At 70.6% G+C, this 13574-nt stretch carries 17 protein-coding genes and 1 tRNA gene; 14 read left to right on the top strand and 4 right to left on the bottom strand.

Annotation, left to right across the window (positions count from 1 at the left end):
• Nucleotides 1-6 precede the first annotated feature (6 nt).
• The 11 genes from E7Z54_RS17750 to E7Z54_RS17800 all read left to right on the top strand — a co-directional run bounded on the left by E7Z54_RS17750 (nucleotide 7) and on the right by E7Z54_RS17800 (nucleotide 9450).
• Nucleotides 7-603 carry a TetR/AcrR family transcriptional regulator gene (locus E7Z54_RS17750; RefSeq protein WP_136435985.1) on the top strand — a complete coding sequence of 199 codons (597 nt, stop codon included), beginning with the start codon at nucleotides 7-9 and terminating at the stop codon, nucleotides 601-603.
• A complete protein-coding gene (locus E7Z54_RS17755) occupies nucleotides 603-1853 on the top strand; it encodes a cytochrome P450 (protein WP_136435987.1) in 1251 nt (416 codons plus the stop codon). Before E7Z54_RS17750 ends, E7Z54_RS17755 begins: the two co-directional genes overlap by 1 nt.
• A complete protein-coding gene (locus tag E7Z54_RS17760; protein WP_136435989.1) occupies nucleotides 1853-2671 on the top strand; it encodes an SDR family oxidoreductase in 819 nt (272 codons plus the stop codon). The genes E7Z54_RS17755 and E7Z54_RS17760 overlap by 1 nt, the downstream gene beginning before the upstream one ends.
• Nucleotides 2668-4068: a cytochrome P450 gene (locus E7Z54_RS17765; RefSeq protein WP_136435990.1), complete on the top strand. Its 1401-nt coding sequence runs from the start codon at nucleotides 2668-2670 to the stop codon at nucleotides 4066-4068. Before E7Z54_RS17760 ends, E7Z54_RS17765 begins: the two co-directional genes overlap by 4 nt.
• Nucleotides 4065-4262 carry a ferredoxin gene (locus tag E7Z54_RS17770; protein ID WP_136435992.1) on the top strand — a complete coding sequence of 66 codons (198 nt, stop codon included), beginning with the start codon at nucleotides 4065-4067 and terminating at the stop codon, nucleotides 4260-4262. Before E7Z54_RS17765 ends, E7Z54_RS17770 begins: the two co-directional genes overlap by 4 nt.
• Nucleotide 4263: 1 nt before the next feature.
• Nucleotides 4264-4911 (top strand): nuclear transport factor 2 family protein, encoded by a 648-nt coding sequence (locus E7Z54_RS17775; protein ID WP_136435994.1) that lies wholly within the window; start codon nucleotides 4264-4266, stop codon nucleotides 4909-4911.
• Nucleotides 4908-6386, top strand: coding sequence for an aldehyde dehydrogenase (locus E7Z54_RS17780; protein ID WP_240769762.1), 1479 nt, complete (start codon nucleotides 4908-4910; stop codon nucleotides 6384-6386). Before E7Z54_RS17775 ends, E7Z54_RS17780 begins: the two co-directional genes overlap by 4 nt.
• Nucleotides 6387-6518: 132 nt before the next feature.
• Entirely contained in the window at nucleotides 6519-7265 is a 747-nt protein-coding gene (locus tag E7Z54_RS17785) for an SDR family oxidoreductase (RefSeq protein ID WP_136435996.1), read from the top strand.
• Nucleotides 7262-8209, top strand: a complete 948-nt coding sequence (locus E7Z54_RS17790; RefSeq protein ID WP_240769763.1) for an NAD(P)-dependent oxidoreductase — start codon at nucleotides 7262-7264, stop codon at nucleotides 8207-8209. Before E7Z54_RS17785 ends, E7Z54_RS17790 begins: the two co-directional genes overlap by 4 nt.
• The gene (locus E7Z54_RS17795; RefSeq protein ID WP_136435998.1) at nucleotides 8199-8672 is read left to right on the top strand and encodes a carboxymuconolactone decarboxylase family protein; all 474 of its coding nucleotides are present in this window, start codon (nucleotides 8199-8201) and stop codon (nucleotides 8670-8672) included. The genes E7Z54_RS17790 and E7Z54_RS17795 overlap by 11 nt, the downstream gene beginning before the upstream one ends.
• Nucleotides 8673-8712: 40 nt before the next feature.
• Entirely contained in the window at nucleotides 8713-9450 is a 738-nt protein-coding gene (locus E7Z54_RS17800; protein ID WP_136436000.1) for a 4'-phosphopantetheinyl transferase family protein, read from the top strand.
• Between the two features lie 15 nt (nucleotides 9451-9465).
• On the opposite strand, the gene E7Z54_RS17805 is transcribed toward E7Z54_RS17800, so the two are convergent.
• Nucleotides 9466-10308 (bottom strand): class I SAM-dependent methyltransferase, encoded by an 843-nt coding sequence (locus E7Z54_RS17805; protein WP_136436002.1) that lies wholly within the window; start codon nucleotides 10306-10308, stop codon nucleotides 9466-9468.
• A 68-nt stretch (nucleotides 10309-10376) separates the two neighbouring features.
• On the opposite strand from E7Z54_RS17805, the gene E7Z54_RS17810 reads away from it, so the two are divergent.
• Complete coding sequence (locus tag E7Z54_RS17810; protein WP_136436003.1) at nucleotides 10377-11015, top strand: PadR family transcriptional regulator; 639 nt, start codon at nucleotides 10377-10379, stop codon at nucleotides 11013-11015.
• A 75-nt stretch (nucleotides 11016-11090) separates the two neighbouring features.
• Here E7Z54_RS17810 and E7Z54_RS17815 read toward each other — a convergent pair.
• A tRNA-Arg gene (locus E7Z54_RS17815) sits at nucleotides 11091-11163 on the bottom strand.
• Nucleotides 11164-11429: 266 nt separating this feature from the next.
• Between E7Z54_RS17815 and E7Z54_RS17820 the strand changes: the two genes are divergently transcribed.
• Together E7Z54_RS17820 and E7Z54_RS17825 are read left to right on the top strand one after the other, a co-directional pair.
• Entirely contained in the window at nucleotides 11430-12734 is a 1305-nt protein-coding gene (locus E7Z54_RS17820; protein WP_136436005.1) for an LCP family protein, read from the top strand.
• On the top strand, nucleotides 12731-12934 hold the full coding sequence (locus tag E7Z54_RS17825) for a hypothetical protein (RefSeq protein ID WP_136436007.1): 204 nt from the start codon (nucleotides 12731-12733) through the stop codon (nucleotides 12932-12934). The genes E7Z54_RS17820 and E7Z54_RS17825 overlap by 4 nt, the downstream gene beginning before the upstream one ends.
• 22 nt (nucleotides 12935-12956) lie before the next feature.
• On the opposite strand, the gene E7Z54_RS17830 is transcribed toward E7Z54_RS17825, so the two are convergent.
• Both E7Z54_RS17830 and E7Z54_RS23425 read right to left on the bottom strand, forming a co-directional pair.
• The gene (locus tag E7Z54_RS17830; RefSeq protein WP_136436009.1) at nucleotides 12957-13310 is read right to left on the bottom strand and encodes an MscL family protein; all 354 of its coding nucleotides are present in this window, start codon (nucleotides 13308-13310) and stop codon (nucleotides 12957-12959) included.
• Nucleotides 13311-13382: 72 nt separating this feature from the next.
• A partial coding sequence (locus E7Z54_RS23425; RefSeq protein WP_168798402.1) for a hypothetical protein occupies nucleotides 13383-13574 on the bottom strand: 192 nt, incomplete at its 5' end.

Consider the following 13574-nt stretch of genomic DNA (forward strand, 5'->3'; position numbering starts at 1 on the left):
GGACATATGTCCAGTCAGGTGTTCGAAACGCCACGCCAAGGCCTCAACCCGCGCCAGGTCGAGACCGTCGAGAGGCTGATGGCGGCCGGCCTCGAGGAGCTGCGTGCCGTGGGGTACGAGGCGCTGACGATCCGCACCGTGGCGCAGCGGGCGGGAGTGTCGCCCGCGACCGCGTACACCTACCTCGCCTCCAAGAACCACCTCTTCGCGGAGCTCTTCTGGCGCCACCTGGCCGCCCGCGACGCGCTGGCCCCCGTCCGCGGTGAGACCCGGGTGGAGCGACTGCAGGGCACCGTCCGTGCGCTCACCGCCCGGATCGTCGAGGAGCCCGAGCTCGCCGCCGCGGTGACTCCGGCGCTGCTGGGCAGTGACCCCGACGTCGCGCGGCTCCGGCTGAAGATCGGCGGCGAGTTCCTCGCGCGCTTCGAGGAGGCGCTGCAGGACCCGGACCGATCCGACCAGCCCGCCGATCCCGCCGTACTGGAAGTGCTGGTGCTGACGTTCTCCGGCGCCCTGCTGCAGGCCGGGATGGGGCTGATGACCTACGACCAGATCGCAGAGCGCCTTGCCTCGGCGGTCGACGTGATCCTGCGCGGCAACTGATGACGACCGCGACAGCGCAGTCGGGGCCGCTGCTCTTCGACCCCTACGACTACGACTTCCACGAGGACCCGTACCCGCTGTACCAGCGGCTGCGCGACGAGGACCCGGTCCACCACAACGAGCGCGACGACATCTGGGTGATCTCCCGTCACGCCGACGTGTTCGAGACCCTGCGCGACGACGTGCGGTTCTCCAACCGGATGGGCGTTTCCCTGGATGCGACCGCGTGGAGCCCCGACGCGCACAAGGTGATGTCGTTCCTCGCCCTGGACGGCGCGGAGCAGTCCCGGATCCGCAGGCTCGTCTCCGCTGCGTTCACCCCGCGTCGGGTACGCGAGCTCGAGCCGGAGGTGCGGCGCCTGACGGACGTCTACCTCACCGCGACCCTCGCCAGGAACGCCGAGAACGGCGAGGCGGACTGGATCAGGGACTTCGCCGGCAAGCTCCCGATGGACGTCATCTCCGAGATGATGGGAGTGCCGGTCGCCGACCGCGACGAGGTACGCCGCCTCGCCGACCTGGTGGTGCATCGCGAGGACGGCGTCCGCGACGTCCCCCAGGCCGGGATGGAGGCGTCCGTCGCGCTGATGTCCTACTACTCCGAGATGGTCAAGCGGCGTCGCGCGCAGCACAGCGACGACCTGACCTCCGCCCTGGTCGAGGCGGAGCTGGACGGGGACCGGCTGCGCGACGGCGAGATCATGGCGTTCCTCTTCCTCATGGTGGTCGCCGGCAACGAGACCACCACCAAGCTCCTCGGGAACGCCCTCTACCACCTCTCCGCCCACCCGGCGCAGCGCGACGAGGTGCTCGGCAGCGCCGCGGAGCCGGCGACGCTGGTGGTGCCCTGGATCGAGGAGACGCTCCGCCACGACACCTCCAGCCAGATGCTGGCGCGCCACGTCGTCGAGGACGTCCGGATGCACGACGTCACCATTCCGCGCGGCTCCAAGGCGCTGGTCCTGCTCGGCTCGGCCAACCGTGACGAACGGGTCTTCACCGACCCGACCGTCTACGACATCCACCGTGACAAGGCGGAGCTGAGCCAGATCGTCAGCTTCGGCACCGGTCGCCACTTCTGCCTCGGCGCCAACCTGGCCCGACTGGAGGCGCGGGTGGTGCTGGAGGAGCTGGTCCGGCGGGTCGAGCACCTCGAGGTGTACGGCGATTGCGCGGTGCGGGTGCACTCCACATCCGTCCGCGGGTTCGCCTCGCTGCCCGTCACGTTCGTGAACCGGAAGGGGGACTGATGGGAAGCGAGAAGTATGCCCAGCCGGACCGCCGGCCCGCCGTGATCGCGGGTGCCTCCTCTGGCATCGGCGCCGAGACCGCGAAGGCGTTGGCCGCTGCGGGGTTCCCGGTGGCGCTCGGCGCCCGGCGGGTCGACCGCTGCGAGGAGCTCGCCGCCGCGATCCGAGCCGAGGGCGGCGAGGCCGTCGCCCACCCGCTCGACGTCTCGTCCACCGACTCCGTCGCGGACTTCGCAGCCAAGGTCACGGCCGGCCTCGGCGACGTCGAGGTGGTCATCAGCAACGCAGGACTCCTCGGCCCCGGCAGGATCATCGAGGTCGAGACGGAGCGGTTCGGTCGCGAGGTCGACGTCAACCTGCTGGGTCCGCACCGCCTGGTCCGCGCGTTCGTGCCCGCCATGGTCGAGCGCCGACGCGGCGACATCCTGTTCGTCTCGTCCGACGTCGCCGTCCGGGCGCGGCCCTTCATGTCGGCCTACACCGCCAGCAAGGCCGGCCTCGAGGGGCTCGTGAGCGCCCTGCAGATGGAGCTCGAGGGCACCGGCGTCCGGGCGTCGGTGGTGCGGCCCGGTCCGACCTGGAGCGAGATGGGGATGGACTGGGACCCCGAGGAGGCCGCGTTCGTCCTCAACCAGTGGGTCAAGTGGGGCCACGCGCGTCACCCCCACTTCCTGAAGGCGCGCGCCATCGCCGACGCGATCGCCACCGTCGTCAGCGCGCCGCGCGGCGTCCACATCTCACCGGTGGACGTCAATCCCGAAGCACCGGTGGCTGACGACGAGCCGGCGGAGAGCGACCGAGTGGAGGACCCGTCATGACCGCGATTCCGCAGGACCTGCTGGCCGGGGTGCCCCAGGTGTCCACGATTCTGGACGACCGGAGCAGCGAGGTGCCGGACCTCATCCGGGGCACCGGCCACCTGCCCGAGATGCGAGTGGACCCGATCGGCCTCTTCACCCGGGTCCGCACGGAGTGCGGCGACGTGGGGCGCTTCCGCCTGGCCGACAAGGACGTCGTGCTGGTGACAGGCGCGGAGGCCAACGAGGCGTTCTTCCGGGCGCCCGACGAGGTGCTCGACCAGGCTGCGGCGTACCCGTTCATGACGCCGATCTTCGGCAAGGGCGTGGTCTTCGACGCCAGTCCCGAGGAGCGCCAGCAGATGCTGAAGAACCAGGCGCTGCGCGGCGACATGATGCGCGGCCACGCGCAGACCATCGAGGCCGAGATCCGCCGGATGGTCGCCGACTGGGGAGACGAGGGAGAGGTCGACCTGCTCGACTTCTTCGCCGAGCTCACCATCTACACCACGTCGGCGTGCCTGATCGGCAAGCCGTTCCGCGAGGAGCTCGACGGTCGGTTCGCGCACCACTACCACGAGCTCGAGCGCGGCACCGACGCGATCGCCTATGTCGACCCGTACGCCGACATCGAGAGCTTCCAGCTGCGGGACGCCGCGCGGCTGAAGCTGGTGGAGCTGGTCCAGGGGATCATCGACCGGCGTCGAGAGCGCGGGACGGTTCCGCGGGACGAGCGCGACCTGCTCGACGTGCTGATCTCCATCGACATGTCGGCCGACTACATCACCGGGATCTTCATCTCGATGATGTTCGCGGGTCATCACACCTCGTCGGGCACCGCGTCCTGGGCGATGATCGAGCTGCTCCGCCACCCGGACGTGATGGCCGACGTGGTCGCCGAGCTCGACGCGCTGTACGGAACCGGCGCCGACGGCACTGGCCCGGTCGAGGTCTCCTTCCAGGCGCTGCGGTCGATCCCGGTGCTGGAGTCGGTGCTCAAGGAGACGCTCCGTCTCCATCCACCACTGATCATCCTGATGCGCCTCGTCCAGGAGGAGTTCGAGCTGCTGGGCCAGAGGATCCCGCCCGGCACGCTGATCGCCGCGTCCCCCCGTGTCTCGAACCGGATCGAGGAGGACTTCCCCGGGGCCGACACGTTCGACCCAGGTCGCTACATCGACCCGCGGCAGGAGGACCTGCAGAACCGCTGGACCTGGATCCCCTTCGGCGCCGGCAAGCACCGCTGCGTCGGCAACGCGTTCGCGATGATGCAGATGAAGGCGATCTTCTCGGTCACCCTCCGCGACTTCGAGTTCGAGATGGCGCAGCCGTCCGAGTCCTACCGCGACGACTGCTCGAAGATGGTGATCCAGCTCGAGCAGCCGTGCCTGGTCCGCTACCGCAGGCGTTCGCGATGAAGGTCATTGCCGACACGAGCATCTGCCAGGGCCACCAGCTCTGCCAGGGCGAGGCCCCGGACGTCTTCGGCTTCGACGAGGCCGCCGACGTCGTCGCGCTCCTTGAGGAGCACCCCGACGAAACGCGCCGTGCCGCCGTGACCACCGCGGTGAGGTACTGCCCTGCCTTCGCACTCTCCATCGAAGAGGACTGACATGAGTGACCCCAACGGATCCAACGCACTGACCCGGGCCGAGATCGAGGAGTTCTGGGAGTCCTGGCTCGAGATCAACCGCGAGGCGGAGCGCATCGGCGACTGGCGGATCATGGCCGACCACTACGCCGAGGACGCCAGCTACGGCTGGATGTACTCCGTCGACGAGCACTTCATGGCGGTCGGTCGCGACCAGATCCGGGACTGGGCCATCGGCATCGAGATGGACGGCTTCGACGGCTGGCACTACGACTACGTGGCCACGGTGATGGACGAACGGAACGGCATGATCGTCGGCTTCTGGAAGCAGCGGTCCGGGATCGTCGACGAGGCGACCGGCAAGGAGTACGAGATCCTCGGCATCGGCGGCTCGTGGTTCGGCGTCGAGCGTCAGACGCACGGTGCCAATGCCGGTCAGGTAAAGATCGCCTGGCAGCGCGACTGGTTCGACATGCCGTCGACGGCGCACACGTTCATGGAGATCCTCAAGGCCGGCAAGGCGCCCGAGCGGCTGCTGGAGCGGATGAAGGTGACCGGCCACGGCGTGCCGGGGCACTACCACCTCGAGGACCTCCCGTCGCCGGTGTGGCCGCCCCCGGTCGAGGAGGGCAGGTTCCTCCAGCAGAGGCCTGCGGAGGTGCAGGCATGAGCGCGGGCGCCGGCGGCATGATCGCCGCGCCGCCCGCGCAGCAGCTGGTCGACGGCAAGCTGAGCGGCGCGAGCAACGGGGCGTCGTACCCGATCCTGAACCCGGCGAACGGCGAGCTGATCGGCCACGCTCCCGACAGCACCCCCTCCGACGTCGCCGCCGCGATCGGGGCCGCCCGCCGGGCGTTCGACGAGACCGACTGGTCGACGAACATCGAGCTCCGGGTCCGCTGCCTGCGCCAGCTCCACCAGGCGCTGACGGACAACGCCGACGAGTTCCGGGCGCTGACCACGGCCGAGGTCGGGATGCCCGGCTTCATGATGGGCGCGGCCGGATTCGACGTCCCGGTCGCGGGCCTGAAATGGGTCACCGACCTGCTCGAGTCCTACCAGTGGGAGACCGATCTCGGCGTCGCGGAGCCGATGGGCATCCCGACCAGGCGGACGGTGCGACGCGAGCCGATCGGCGTCGTCGCCGCGATCACCCCGTGGAACGTGCCGAACCAGATCAACCTCGCCAAGATCGGACCGGCGCTGGCCGCCGGCTGCACAGTGGTGCTCAAGCCCGCGCCGGACACCCCGTGGGTCGCCTGCGAGCTCGGCCGGCTCGTCGCCGAGTACACCGACATCCCGGCCGGCGTCTTCAACGTGGTCACCCCGAGCGACAACAGCGTCGCGGCGAGGCTCACCAGCGACCCGCGCGTCGACATGGTCTCGTTCACCGGCTCGACCGATACCGGCCGCGCGGTCATGGCGGCCGCCGCTCCGACGCTGAAGAAGGTGTTCCTCGAGCTGGGCGGCAAGTCCGCCGCGGTCGTCCTCGACGATGCGGACGTGGCCGCCGCGGCCGGCGCGACCGCGTTCACCGCTTGCATCCACGCCGGCCAGGGCTGTGCCCTCACGACGCGGCTGGTCGTCCCGCGGGAGAGGTACGAGGAGGCGGTGGAGGTCGCTGCCGCCACGATGGCGACGATCGGCGTCAAGGACCCCGCCGACCCCGGCGCGATCTGCGGCCCGGTGATCTCGCGGGCCCAGCGCGACCGGGTCGCAGGCTACCTCCGGCTCGCCGAGCAGGAGGGCGGCCGCATCGTCACCGGCGGCAGGGTTCTCGACCAGCCGGGCTTCTGGGTGGAGCCCACCGTCGTCGCGGGCCTGGACAACTCCTCGCGGCTCGCGCAGGAGGAGATCTTCGGCCCGGTCCTCGTCGTGATCCCCCACGACGGCGACGACGACGCGGTCCGGATCGCCAACGACTCCGACTTCGGCCTGTCCGGCTCGGTCGAGTCGGCCGACCTGGACCGCGCCAAGGCCGTCGCCCGCCGGATCCGCACCGGAACCCTCGCCGTCAACGGCGGCGTGTGGTTCAGCCCCGACGTGCCGTTCGGTGGCTACAAGCAGTCCGGCCTGGGCCGGGAGATGGGCCTGGCAGGCTTCGAGGAGTACCTCGAGATGAAGACCATCGCGGAGCCGGCGTGAGGCGGGGTGGGAATCACCGGTTAACCGGTGAAACCTGCACTTCCCGGCCGTTGCAACGCCCCAGAAGTGCAGGAATCGCCGGTTAACCGGTGATTCATGCAGCCCGGCAAGCGACTATCCACAGGGAGAGACATGCGGTTCGAGGACAAGGTCGTCGTCGTCACCGGCGCGGCCCAGGGGATCGGCGAGGCCTATGCGAAGGCGCTCGGCTCCGAGGGGGCGTCGGTCGTCGTCGCGGACATCAACGTCGACGCGGGCGCGCAGGTCGCCAAGCAGATCCAGGCCGACGGCGGGAGGGCGATGTTCGTCGCCTGTGACGTGTCCTCGGCGGAGTCGGCGAACGCGCTGGTCGAGACGGTCGTTGCCGAGTACGGCGGCGTCGACGGCCTCGTCAACAACGCCGCCATTTACGGCGCCATGCAGTTCGACCTGCTCATCAGCGTCGACTGGGACTACTACCGCAGGTTCATGAGCGTCAACATGGACGGCGCGCTCGTGATGACCCGGGCGGTCTACCCGGCGATGCAGCAGCGGGGCGGCGGCTCGATCGTCAACCAGTCGAGCACGGCGGCCTACCTCTACTCCGGGTTCTACGGCCTGGCGAAGGTGGGCGTGAACGGCCTCACCCAACAGCTCGCTCACGAGCTCGGCGGCATGAACATCCGGGTCAACGCGATCGCCCCGGGCCCTACCGACACGGAGGCCACCCGTACGCAGGCCGGCGACGCGGCGAAGGACCTGGTCAAGAACCTCGCCCTCAAGCGGATGGGTCAGCCGGACGACCTGGTCGGCGCCTGCCTGTTCCTGCTCTCGGACGCCAGCTCCTGGATCACCGGCCAGATCATCGCGGTCGACGGCGGACAGACGTTCCGCGCATGACGGGGTCGATGGCATCGATGGGCCCGACCGGCCCGAGCGGCCCGACCCGGGGCGCCGTCGGCGCCGTCGGCTTCGTCGGCCTCGGCAACATCGGCAAGCCGATGGCGCAACGTCTCCTGGTCGGCACCGGCGCAGAGGACGCTGTCGACCTCTGGGTGTACGACGTCGCGCCCGACCCGGTGGCCGAGCTGACCGCGGCCGGTGCGAAGTCTGCGGGCTCCGTCGCCGAGCTCGCCGAGCTGGTCGACACGCTCTGCGTGATGGTCCGCGACGACGACCAGGTGCGCGAGGTTCTGAGCGAGGTGCTCGGCGTCGCTGACCGACGGGACCAGGGTCGCCCGCTGACCGTGGTCGTCCACTCCACGGTCGCACCCGACACCCCGGCCTCCCTGGCCGAGACCGCCCGGCCGTACGGCGTGCGCGTGGTGGACGCCCCGGTGTCCGGCGGCCCGATGGGCGCGGCCGACGGAACGCTGGCGATCATGGTCGGAGGCTCGGACGAGGCCTACGCCGCGGTCGAGCCCACCCTGCGCCGGATGGGCTCGAAGGTGCTCCACGCCGGCCCGATCGGGGCCGGCACGAAGTTCAAGCTGGCCCGCAACCTGCTGCACTTCGTCGCGTTCGCCGCCGCCACGGAGGCGCAGCGGCTCGCCGAGGCGGCGGGCCTCGACCTCGTGGCGCTGGGCGACGTCGTACGCCACACCGACCAGATCACCGGAGGACCCGGCGCGATCATGCACCGCGACACCGCGGCACCGATTCCCGAGGGCGACTTCTGGCACGGCGTGTTCGGTCACGTACGCGCGCTGGGCGAGAAGGACCTGAGGTTCGCGATCGCCCTCGCCGAGCAGCTCGAGGTCGACCTGCCCCTGTCCCGCCTCGCCCTGGACCGGCTCGGCCCGGGGCTCGGCCTTCCCGAGGAGACGCACCGACATGGCCCCTGACAAGTCCGACAGGTCCGACAGGTCCACCAAGTCCGAGAGGTTCGCCGGGCTCCCGGAGGCCCGCCGCAGAGGCCTGGAGCGGATGGAGCAGGTCTACGGCTTCGAGATGACCGATGGGACGGGCGACTTCTTCCGGTACACCGTCGAGCACCTCTTCGGCGACATCTGGCAGCGGCCCGGTCTCACCGACCGCGACCGTCGGCTGTTCCTGATCGGTCTCCTGGTCGGCCAGCGCGCGAACGACGTGCTCGGCATCCAGATCCCGGCGGCCTACGCCAACGACGAGCTCGACGCGGACGCGCTGCGAGAGCTGGTGATCCTGGCCTGCCACTACGACGGCTGGCCCAACGGCTCCCGGATGAGCGCCGTCGTCGAGGACACGATCGCGAAGGCGAAGCGCGCGGCCGCTGATCGGGAGGAGAGCACGCGGGACGAGGGCGCGCCCGATCCGTCGAAAAGCTGAGGGAGCCCCGACTCCCCATCCGCTGTAGCCTCGTCTCCTGATGACTCGCAACGCGTCCGAGGCTGTGCCGGACGGCTCCGCCCGACCGGTGCAGCCGACGATTCTCGGCTCCTTCCTCAGCGACCCGCCGGCTCGGTCCGACGGAGGCGCCCGACTCGGCGTGTGGCTCGTGGAGACGGCGTCCTTCCCCGAGGAGGAGCTCGAGATCGGTCGCGCGTGGTTCGACGACGCCGAGCGGCAGCACGCGTCGTCGTACGTGCGCGCGGAGCTGCGCCGGGCCTACGAGATCGGCCACGCCGCGGCCCGGCTGCTGCTGGGTGCCGCCACGATGACGCCGCCGGAGAAGGTGGTCTGGGGGCGGCACCCGTGCCCGGGGTGCGGCGAGCCCCACGGCCGGCCGCGGGCCGAGGGATCCTCGGTGGAGTTCTCGTTGTCGCACACGCCTGGCCAGGTGCTGGTCGCGGTGGCCGACGTGCCGGTCGGCGTCGACGTCGAGCGGCACGCGGACGACCCGATCGCGCTGTCCCGCCTGCTCCATCCGCGCGAGACGGCCGAGATCGTCGGCACCAGCGACCCGAGCGACGCCGCGATCCGCTTCACCCGCGCGTGGTCGCGAACCGAGGCCTACCTCAAGGGTGTCGGCATCGGCCTGGGCCGCGACCCCCACGTGGACTATCTGGGCACCGACGCCGCTCCCTGCCGGACGCTGGACGGCTGGATCGTCCGCGACGTCACCGTCGCCGAGGGGTATGGCGGCGCGCTGGCCGTGCGCGCCTGAGGCTCAGCGGGCCGCTCAGGGTGCCCGGCGGGCGGTGATCAGCCAGGCCGCCGAACTCAGCCGGACGCCATCGGCTGTGTGGTGCGCCGCGAAGAGCGCGCGGAGGTTCGCGGCAGCCGTGGCGCGCTGTGCGTCGTCGGTGCCGAGCAGGATCCAGGCGGACTGGCCCAGCTGCCATCGGGTGCCGTGGTCAGGATCCTCGCCCAGCCAGATCGACCGTTCGAGGGCGTCGAAGGTGACGTCGGACCAGCCCGCGGCTCTCAGCAGCGGCTCCACCACGGCCGGGTCGCTCTGGGCGAAGGGGCCAGGGGCACCCGGGAGAGGCATCGGCAGGTCTCGGCCGACACGCAGCGCTTCGAAGATCTCTCGCAGCCACTCGTTCTCGTCCAGCCCGCGCCATACGAGGATCGCCAGGCGGCCGCCGGGGGAGGTGGCCCTGGCCAGGTTGGCGAAGGCCGCCGCGGCGTCGCCGAAGAACATCGTCCCGGTTCGACTCACGACCAGGTCGTAGGCTGCGGGCCCGAAGTCGTGCACCTGCGCGTCGGCCTGGAGAAACTCCACGGCGAGCCCCGCCGCCCGGCGGCGAGCGACGTCGAGCAGCGCGCTGGACAGGTCGACCCCGAGGGCGCGTGCACCGGAGGCCGCGCGGACCAGGTCGATCGCGAGCTGTCCGGAGCCACAGCCGACGTCGAGGATCCGGTCGTCCGGTGCGGGACCAGCCGCAGCCAGGAGAGCGGGCTGGTAGCCGGCCACGCTGCGGTCGTAGAGGTCGGCGTGGTCCGCCCAGTAGCGGCCGTGCTCGCCGTCCCAGTCACGGGCCTGGCGGGCGTTGCTCGGGGCGGCTGTGGTGTTGCTCATCGGTGTCATCTCCTCGCAGTCACACTCCCGAGAGGACATCTGCTAGGTTTACTCCCAAAGGGAGGGTCATGTCAACCGTTCTCACCACGACGACGTACGGCGTGCTCGGGCTGCTCGCGGTGCGGCCGTACTCCACCTATGAGCTGGCCAAGGCGATGAAGCTCAGCGTGGGGCGGGTGTGGCCGCGCGCCGAGAGCAAGCTCTTCGAGGAGCCCAAGAAACTGGTGGCGCACGGCTATGCCACGGCTCGCGAGGAGCCGGTCGGGCGGCGGCCGCGGACCGTCTACAGCATCACGGCCGACGGCCGGCGGGCCCTGGCCGCCTGGCTCGCCGACCCCGGCGACGGGCCGGCGCTGGAGTTCGAGGGGTTGGTGAAGCTCATGTTCGCCGACCACGGCCGCCGCACCGACGCGCTGGCGACCATCTCCCAGGTCAGGGAGTGGGCAGTGGAGGTGAACGCCGCCAATATCGTCGCGGCTGAACGCTTCGCCGAGGGCGGCGGCCGTTACGAGGAGCGCCGCGCGACCACCCTGCTGATCGGCGCGTTCCTGACCGACTTCTACGCGCTCGTCGCGCAGTGGGCGGACTGGGCGGCGGCCGAGGTGGAGGCCTGGCCCGACGACATCGCCAGTCACCGGACGCCGCCCGAGCTGACTCGCGCCGTCCTGGCGCGCGCGAAGTGGTCCGAGCCGGACGGCGAGACCTGATCGCGCCCCGCCGCCGTGGCCGGGCCACGGCGCGACCGCCGCGAGTCGTGCGATGTCGTGCCGACATCGCACGCGTGCCCCCGGTAGGAGTCGAACCTACGACCTTTCGCTTAGGAGGCGGCTGCTCTATCCACTGAGCTACGGGGGCCGCCGGTGAAGCAGGGACATTCTCGCAGGAGCCGCCGGGCGATGCCCATCGGGCCGCGCCGCGACCACCGGGGCACCGCGTCGGCGCGCCTGCGGATTGGTCGATCCGGCGGCGAGCGGCGAGAATGTGTCGAGCGCCACCGTCGGGAGGTCTTGTACTGCTCACGTACCGTGGGCGCGCGGCGCGACGGAGCGCCGAACGGCCGCTGACTCGGCAGCGCCCTTCCCGCAAGTTCCGCCCCGAGCGGCCGCACGACCAGGTGATCGATGACGCAGCAAGCTGATCCCGGGACAGACCCCGGTGAGCCGGGCCGGCGCGCCCGCCGTGTGGCGACCTCGCGTGCCGACCGTCGCCCTCGCGTCGCCGGCAAGCGGAAGGCGCCGCAGCCGGGCCGCACCGTCACCAAGGTGATCGGCGCAAGCCTGCTCGCGCTCGCCATGGCGACCGCCGTCGGCGTGGTGCTGCTCTACAACAACTGGAACGGCAACATCCGGGTCGAGGCGATCGACCACCAGCTGCAGGACCGTCCGGACAAGCAGGTCGTCGGCCCGCAGGAGCCGCTCAACATCCTGGTGATGGGATCGGACAGCCGAGCCTGCGAGGGCTGCGGCGTGGACAACGAAGCCGGGGGCGGCCTGTCCGACACCACGATCCTGTTCCACCTCTCCGCCAACCGGAAGTTCGCCTACGGCATCTCGATCCCGCGCGACACCGCCGTGATGCGTCCGACCTGCTTCAAGAAGGATGGCGAGGAGATCGCCGGCAGCAGCGGCTACGAGAAGTGGAACGCCGCGTTCGCCGTCGGTGGCCCGGCCTGCACCGTGCAGCAGTTCGAGCAGCTGACCGGGGTTCGCCTGGACAACTACGTCGTCGTCGACTTCGGCCAGTTCAAGGACATGGTCAACGCCCTCGACGGCGTCGAGGTCTGCATTCCCGAGGACATCAACGACGAGGTGCGCAACATCTACCTCAAGGCGGGCACCCGGGAGATCAAGGGCGACGAGGCGCTCACCTACATGCGGGCGCGCTACCGGATCGGCGACGGCACCGACACCAACCGGACCCGCCGTCAGCAGGCGTTCATCGGCTCCATGATCAACAAGGTGCTGACCGCGGGCATGCTCACCCGTCCGGACCGGCTGATCGGCTTCATGAACGCCGCCACCAGCTCGCTGCAGACCGACTTCAAGAACATCGCCCGGATCGCCGACCTGGCCGCGACCGCGCAGGGGATCGGGCCCAGCAACATCAAGTTCGTCACGACGCCGTGGGGCGGCACCGACAAGGTCAGTGGCGGGGTCGAGTGGACGCCCGAGGTCGAGCAGCTCTGGCGGCTGGTCATCGGCGACAAGCCCCTCACCCCGATGTTCCTCAAGGACGCCATCAGCGCCGCGGACAACCCGGACGGGTCGCCGTCGGCCCCAACCAGTGCCCCGCCGTCGGGAACCGGGAGCGCCACGCCGTCGGACTCGGCGAGCGAGACCGCCGGTGACCCGACCGATGCGGCGACCGACCCAGCGGATCAGGGCCTCTCGGACGACGGTCGCGCGGCAGCCGGGCTGTGCACGTGAACGACCGGCGTGAACAGCCCGAGGCGAACCCGCCGCAGGAGCGCGAGCCGGAATGGAAACGCCAGCAGCGACTGGCGGAGATCTTCGGCGACGTCCTCCCGTCGGTGACCTCCGACGAGCGTGACGACGCCCCGCCCACGAAGGACGACTCGGCCGCCGACCAGTGGTTGAAGGCGCAGGTGCCGCCTCACCACGGGTGAGACGGGACCGCTCCGCCGCGGGTCAGCTGCGGGAGGTGAGCGCGTTGCGGATGTCGGTGAGGAGCTCGATCTCGGTCGGGCCGCTCGCCTCGGCCGGGAAGAAGCGCTCCTTGGCCCTGGTGTAGGGCACCACGACCAGGAAGTACACGATCGCGGCCAGGATGACGAACGCGATCAGCGCGTTGATGAACTGGCCGACGTTGACCTCAGCGATCGTCGCCGAGCCGAAGTCGGGCTGGTCGAAGATCTTGCCGACGAAGCCCATCAGGGTGGCGCTGAAGGTGGAGACCACCGTCGCGAACGAGGTCGCGATGATGAACGCCACCGCGATCTCGACCAGGTCGCCCTTGAGCAGGAAGTTCTTGAAGCCGGACATCTTCTTCTCCTCTGGTTCCCGAGTGGTCCCGGGTGGTCCCGGGACGGCCTTGCCCGCTACAGCGCGTCACATCTAACTCGATGCCCAGGTGAATGTCACGAAGGCGGAGACGGCCGCCGAGGTGACCGCGTGGACGCTCTCCGGGGCCAGGGCGAGGACGACCAGGCGCCCCGGCAGCGCGCCGTCGCTGGCCGCGGCCGCCTCGGGGACCGCGAGGACCGCCGCGTTGTGCGCGATGTGCTCGGCGGTGCCCGCCTGCGGGTC

Source organism: Nocardioides sp. (genome assembly GCF_004803405.1).
GTDB lineage: Bacteria > Actinomycetota > Actinomycetes > Propionibacteriales > Nocardioidaceae > Nocardioides > Nocardioides vastitatis.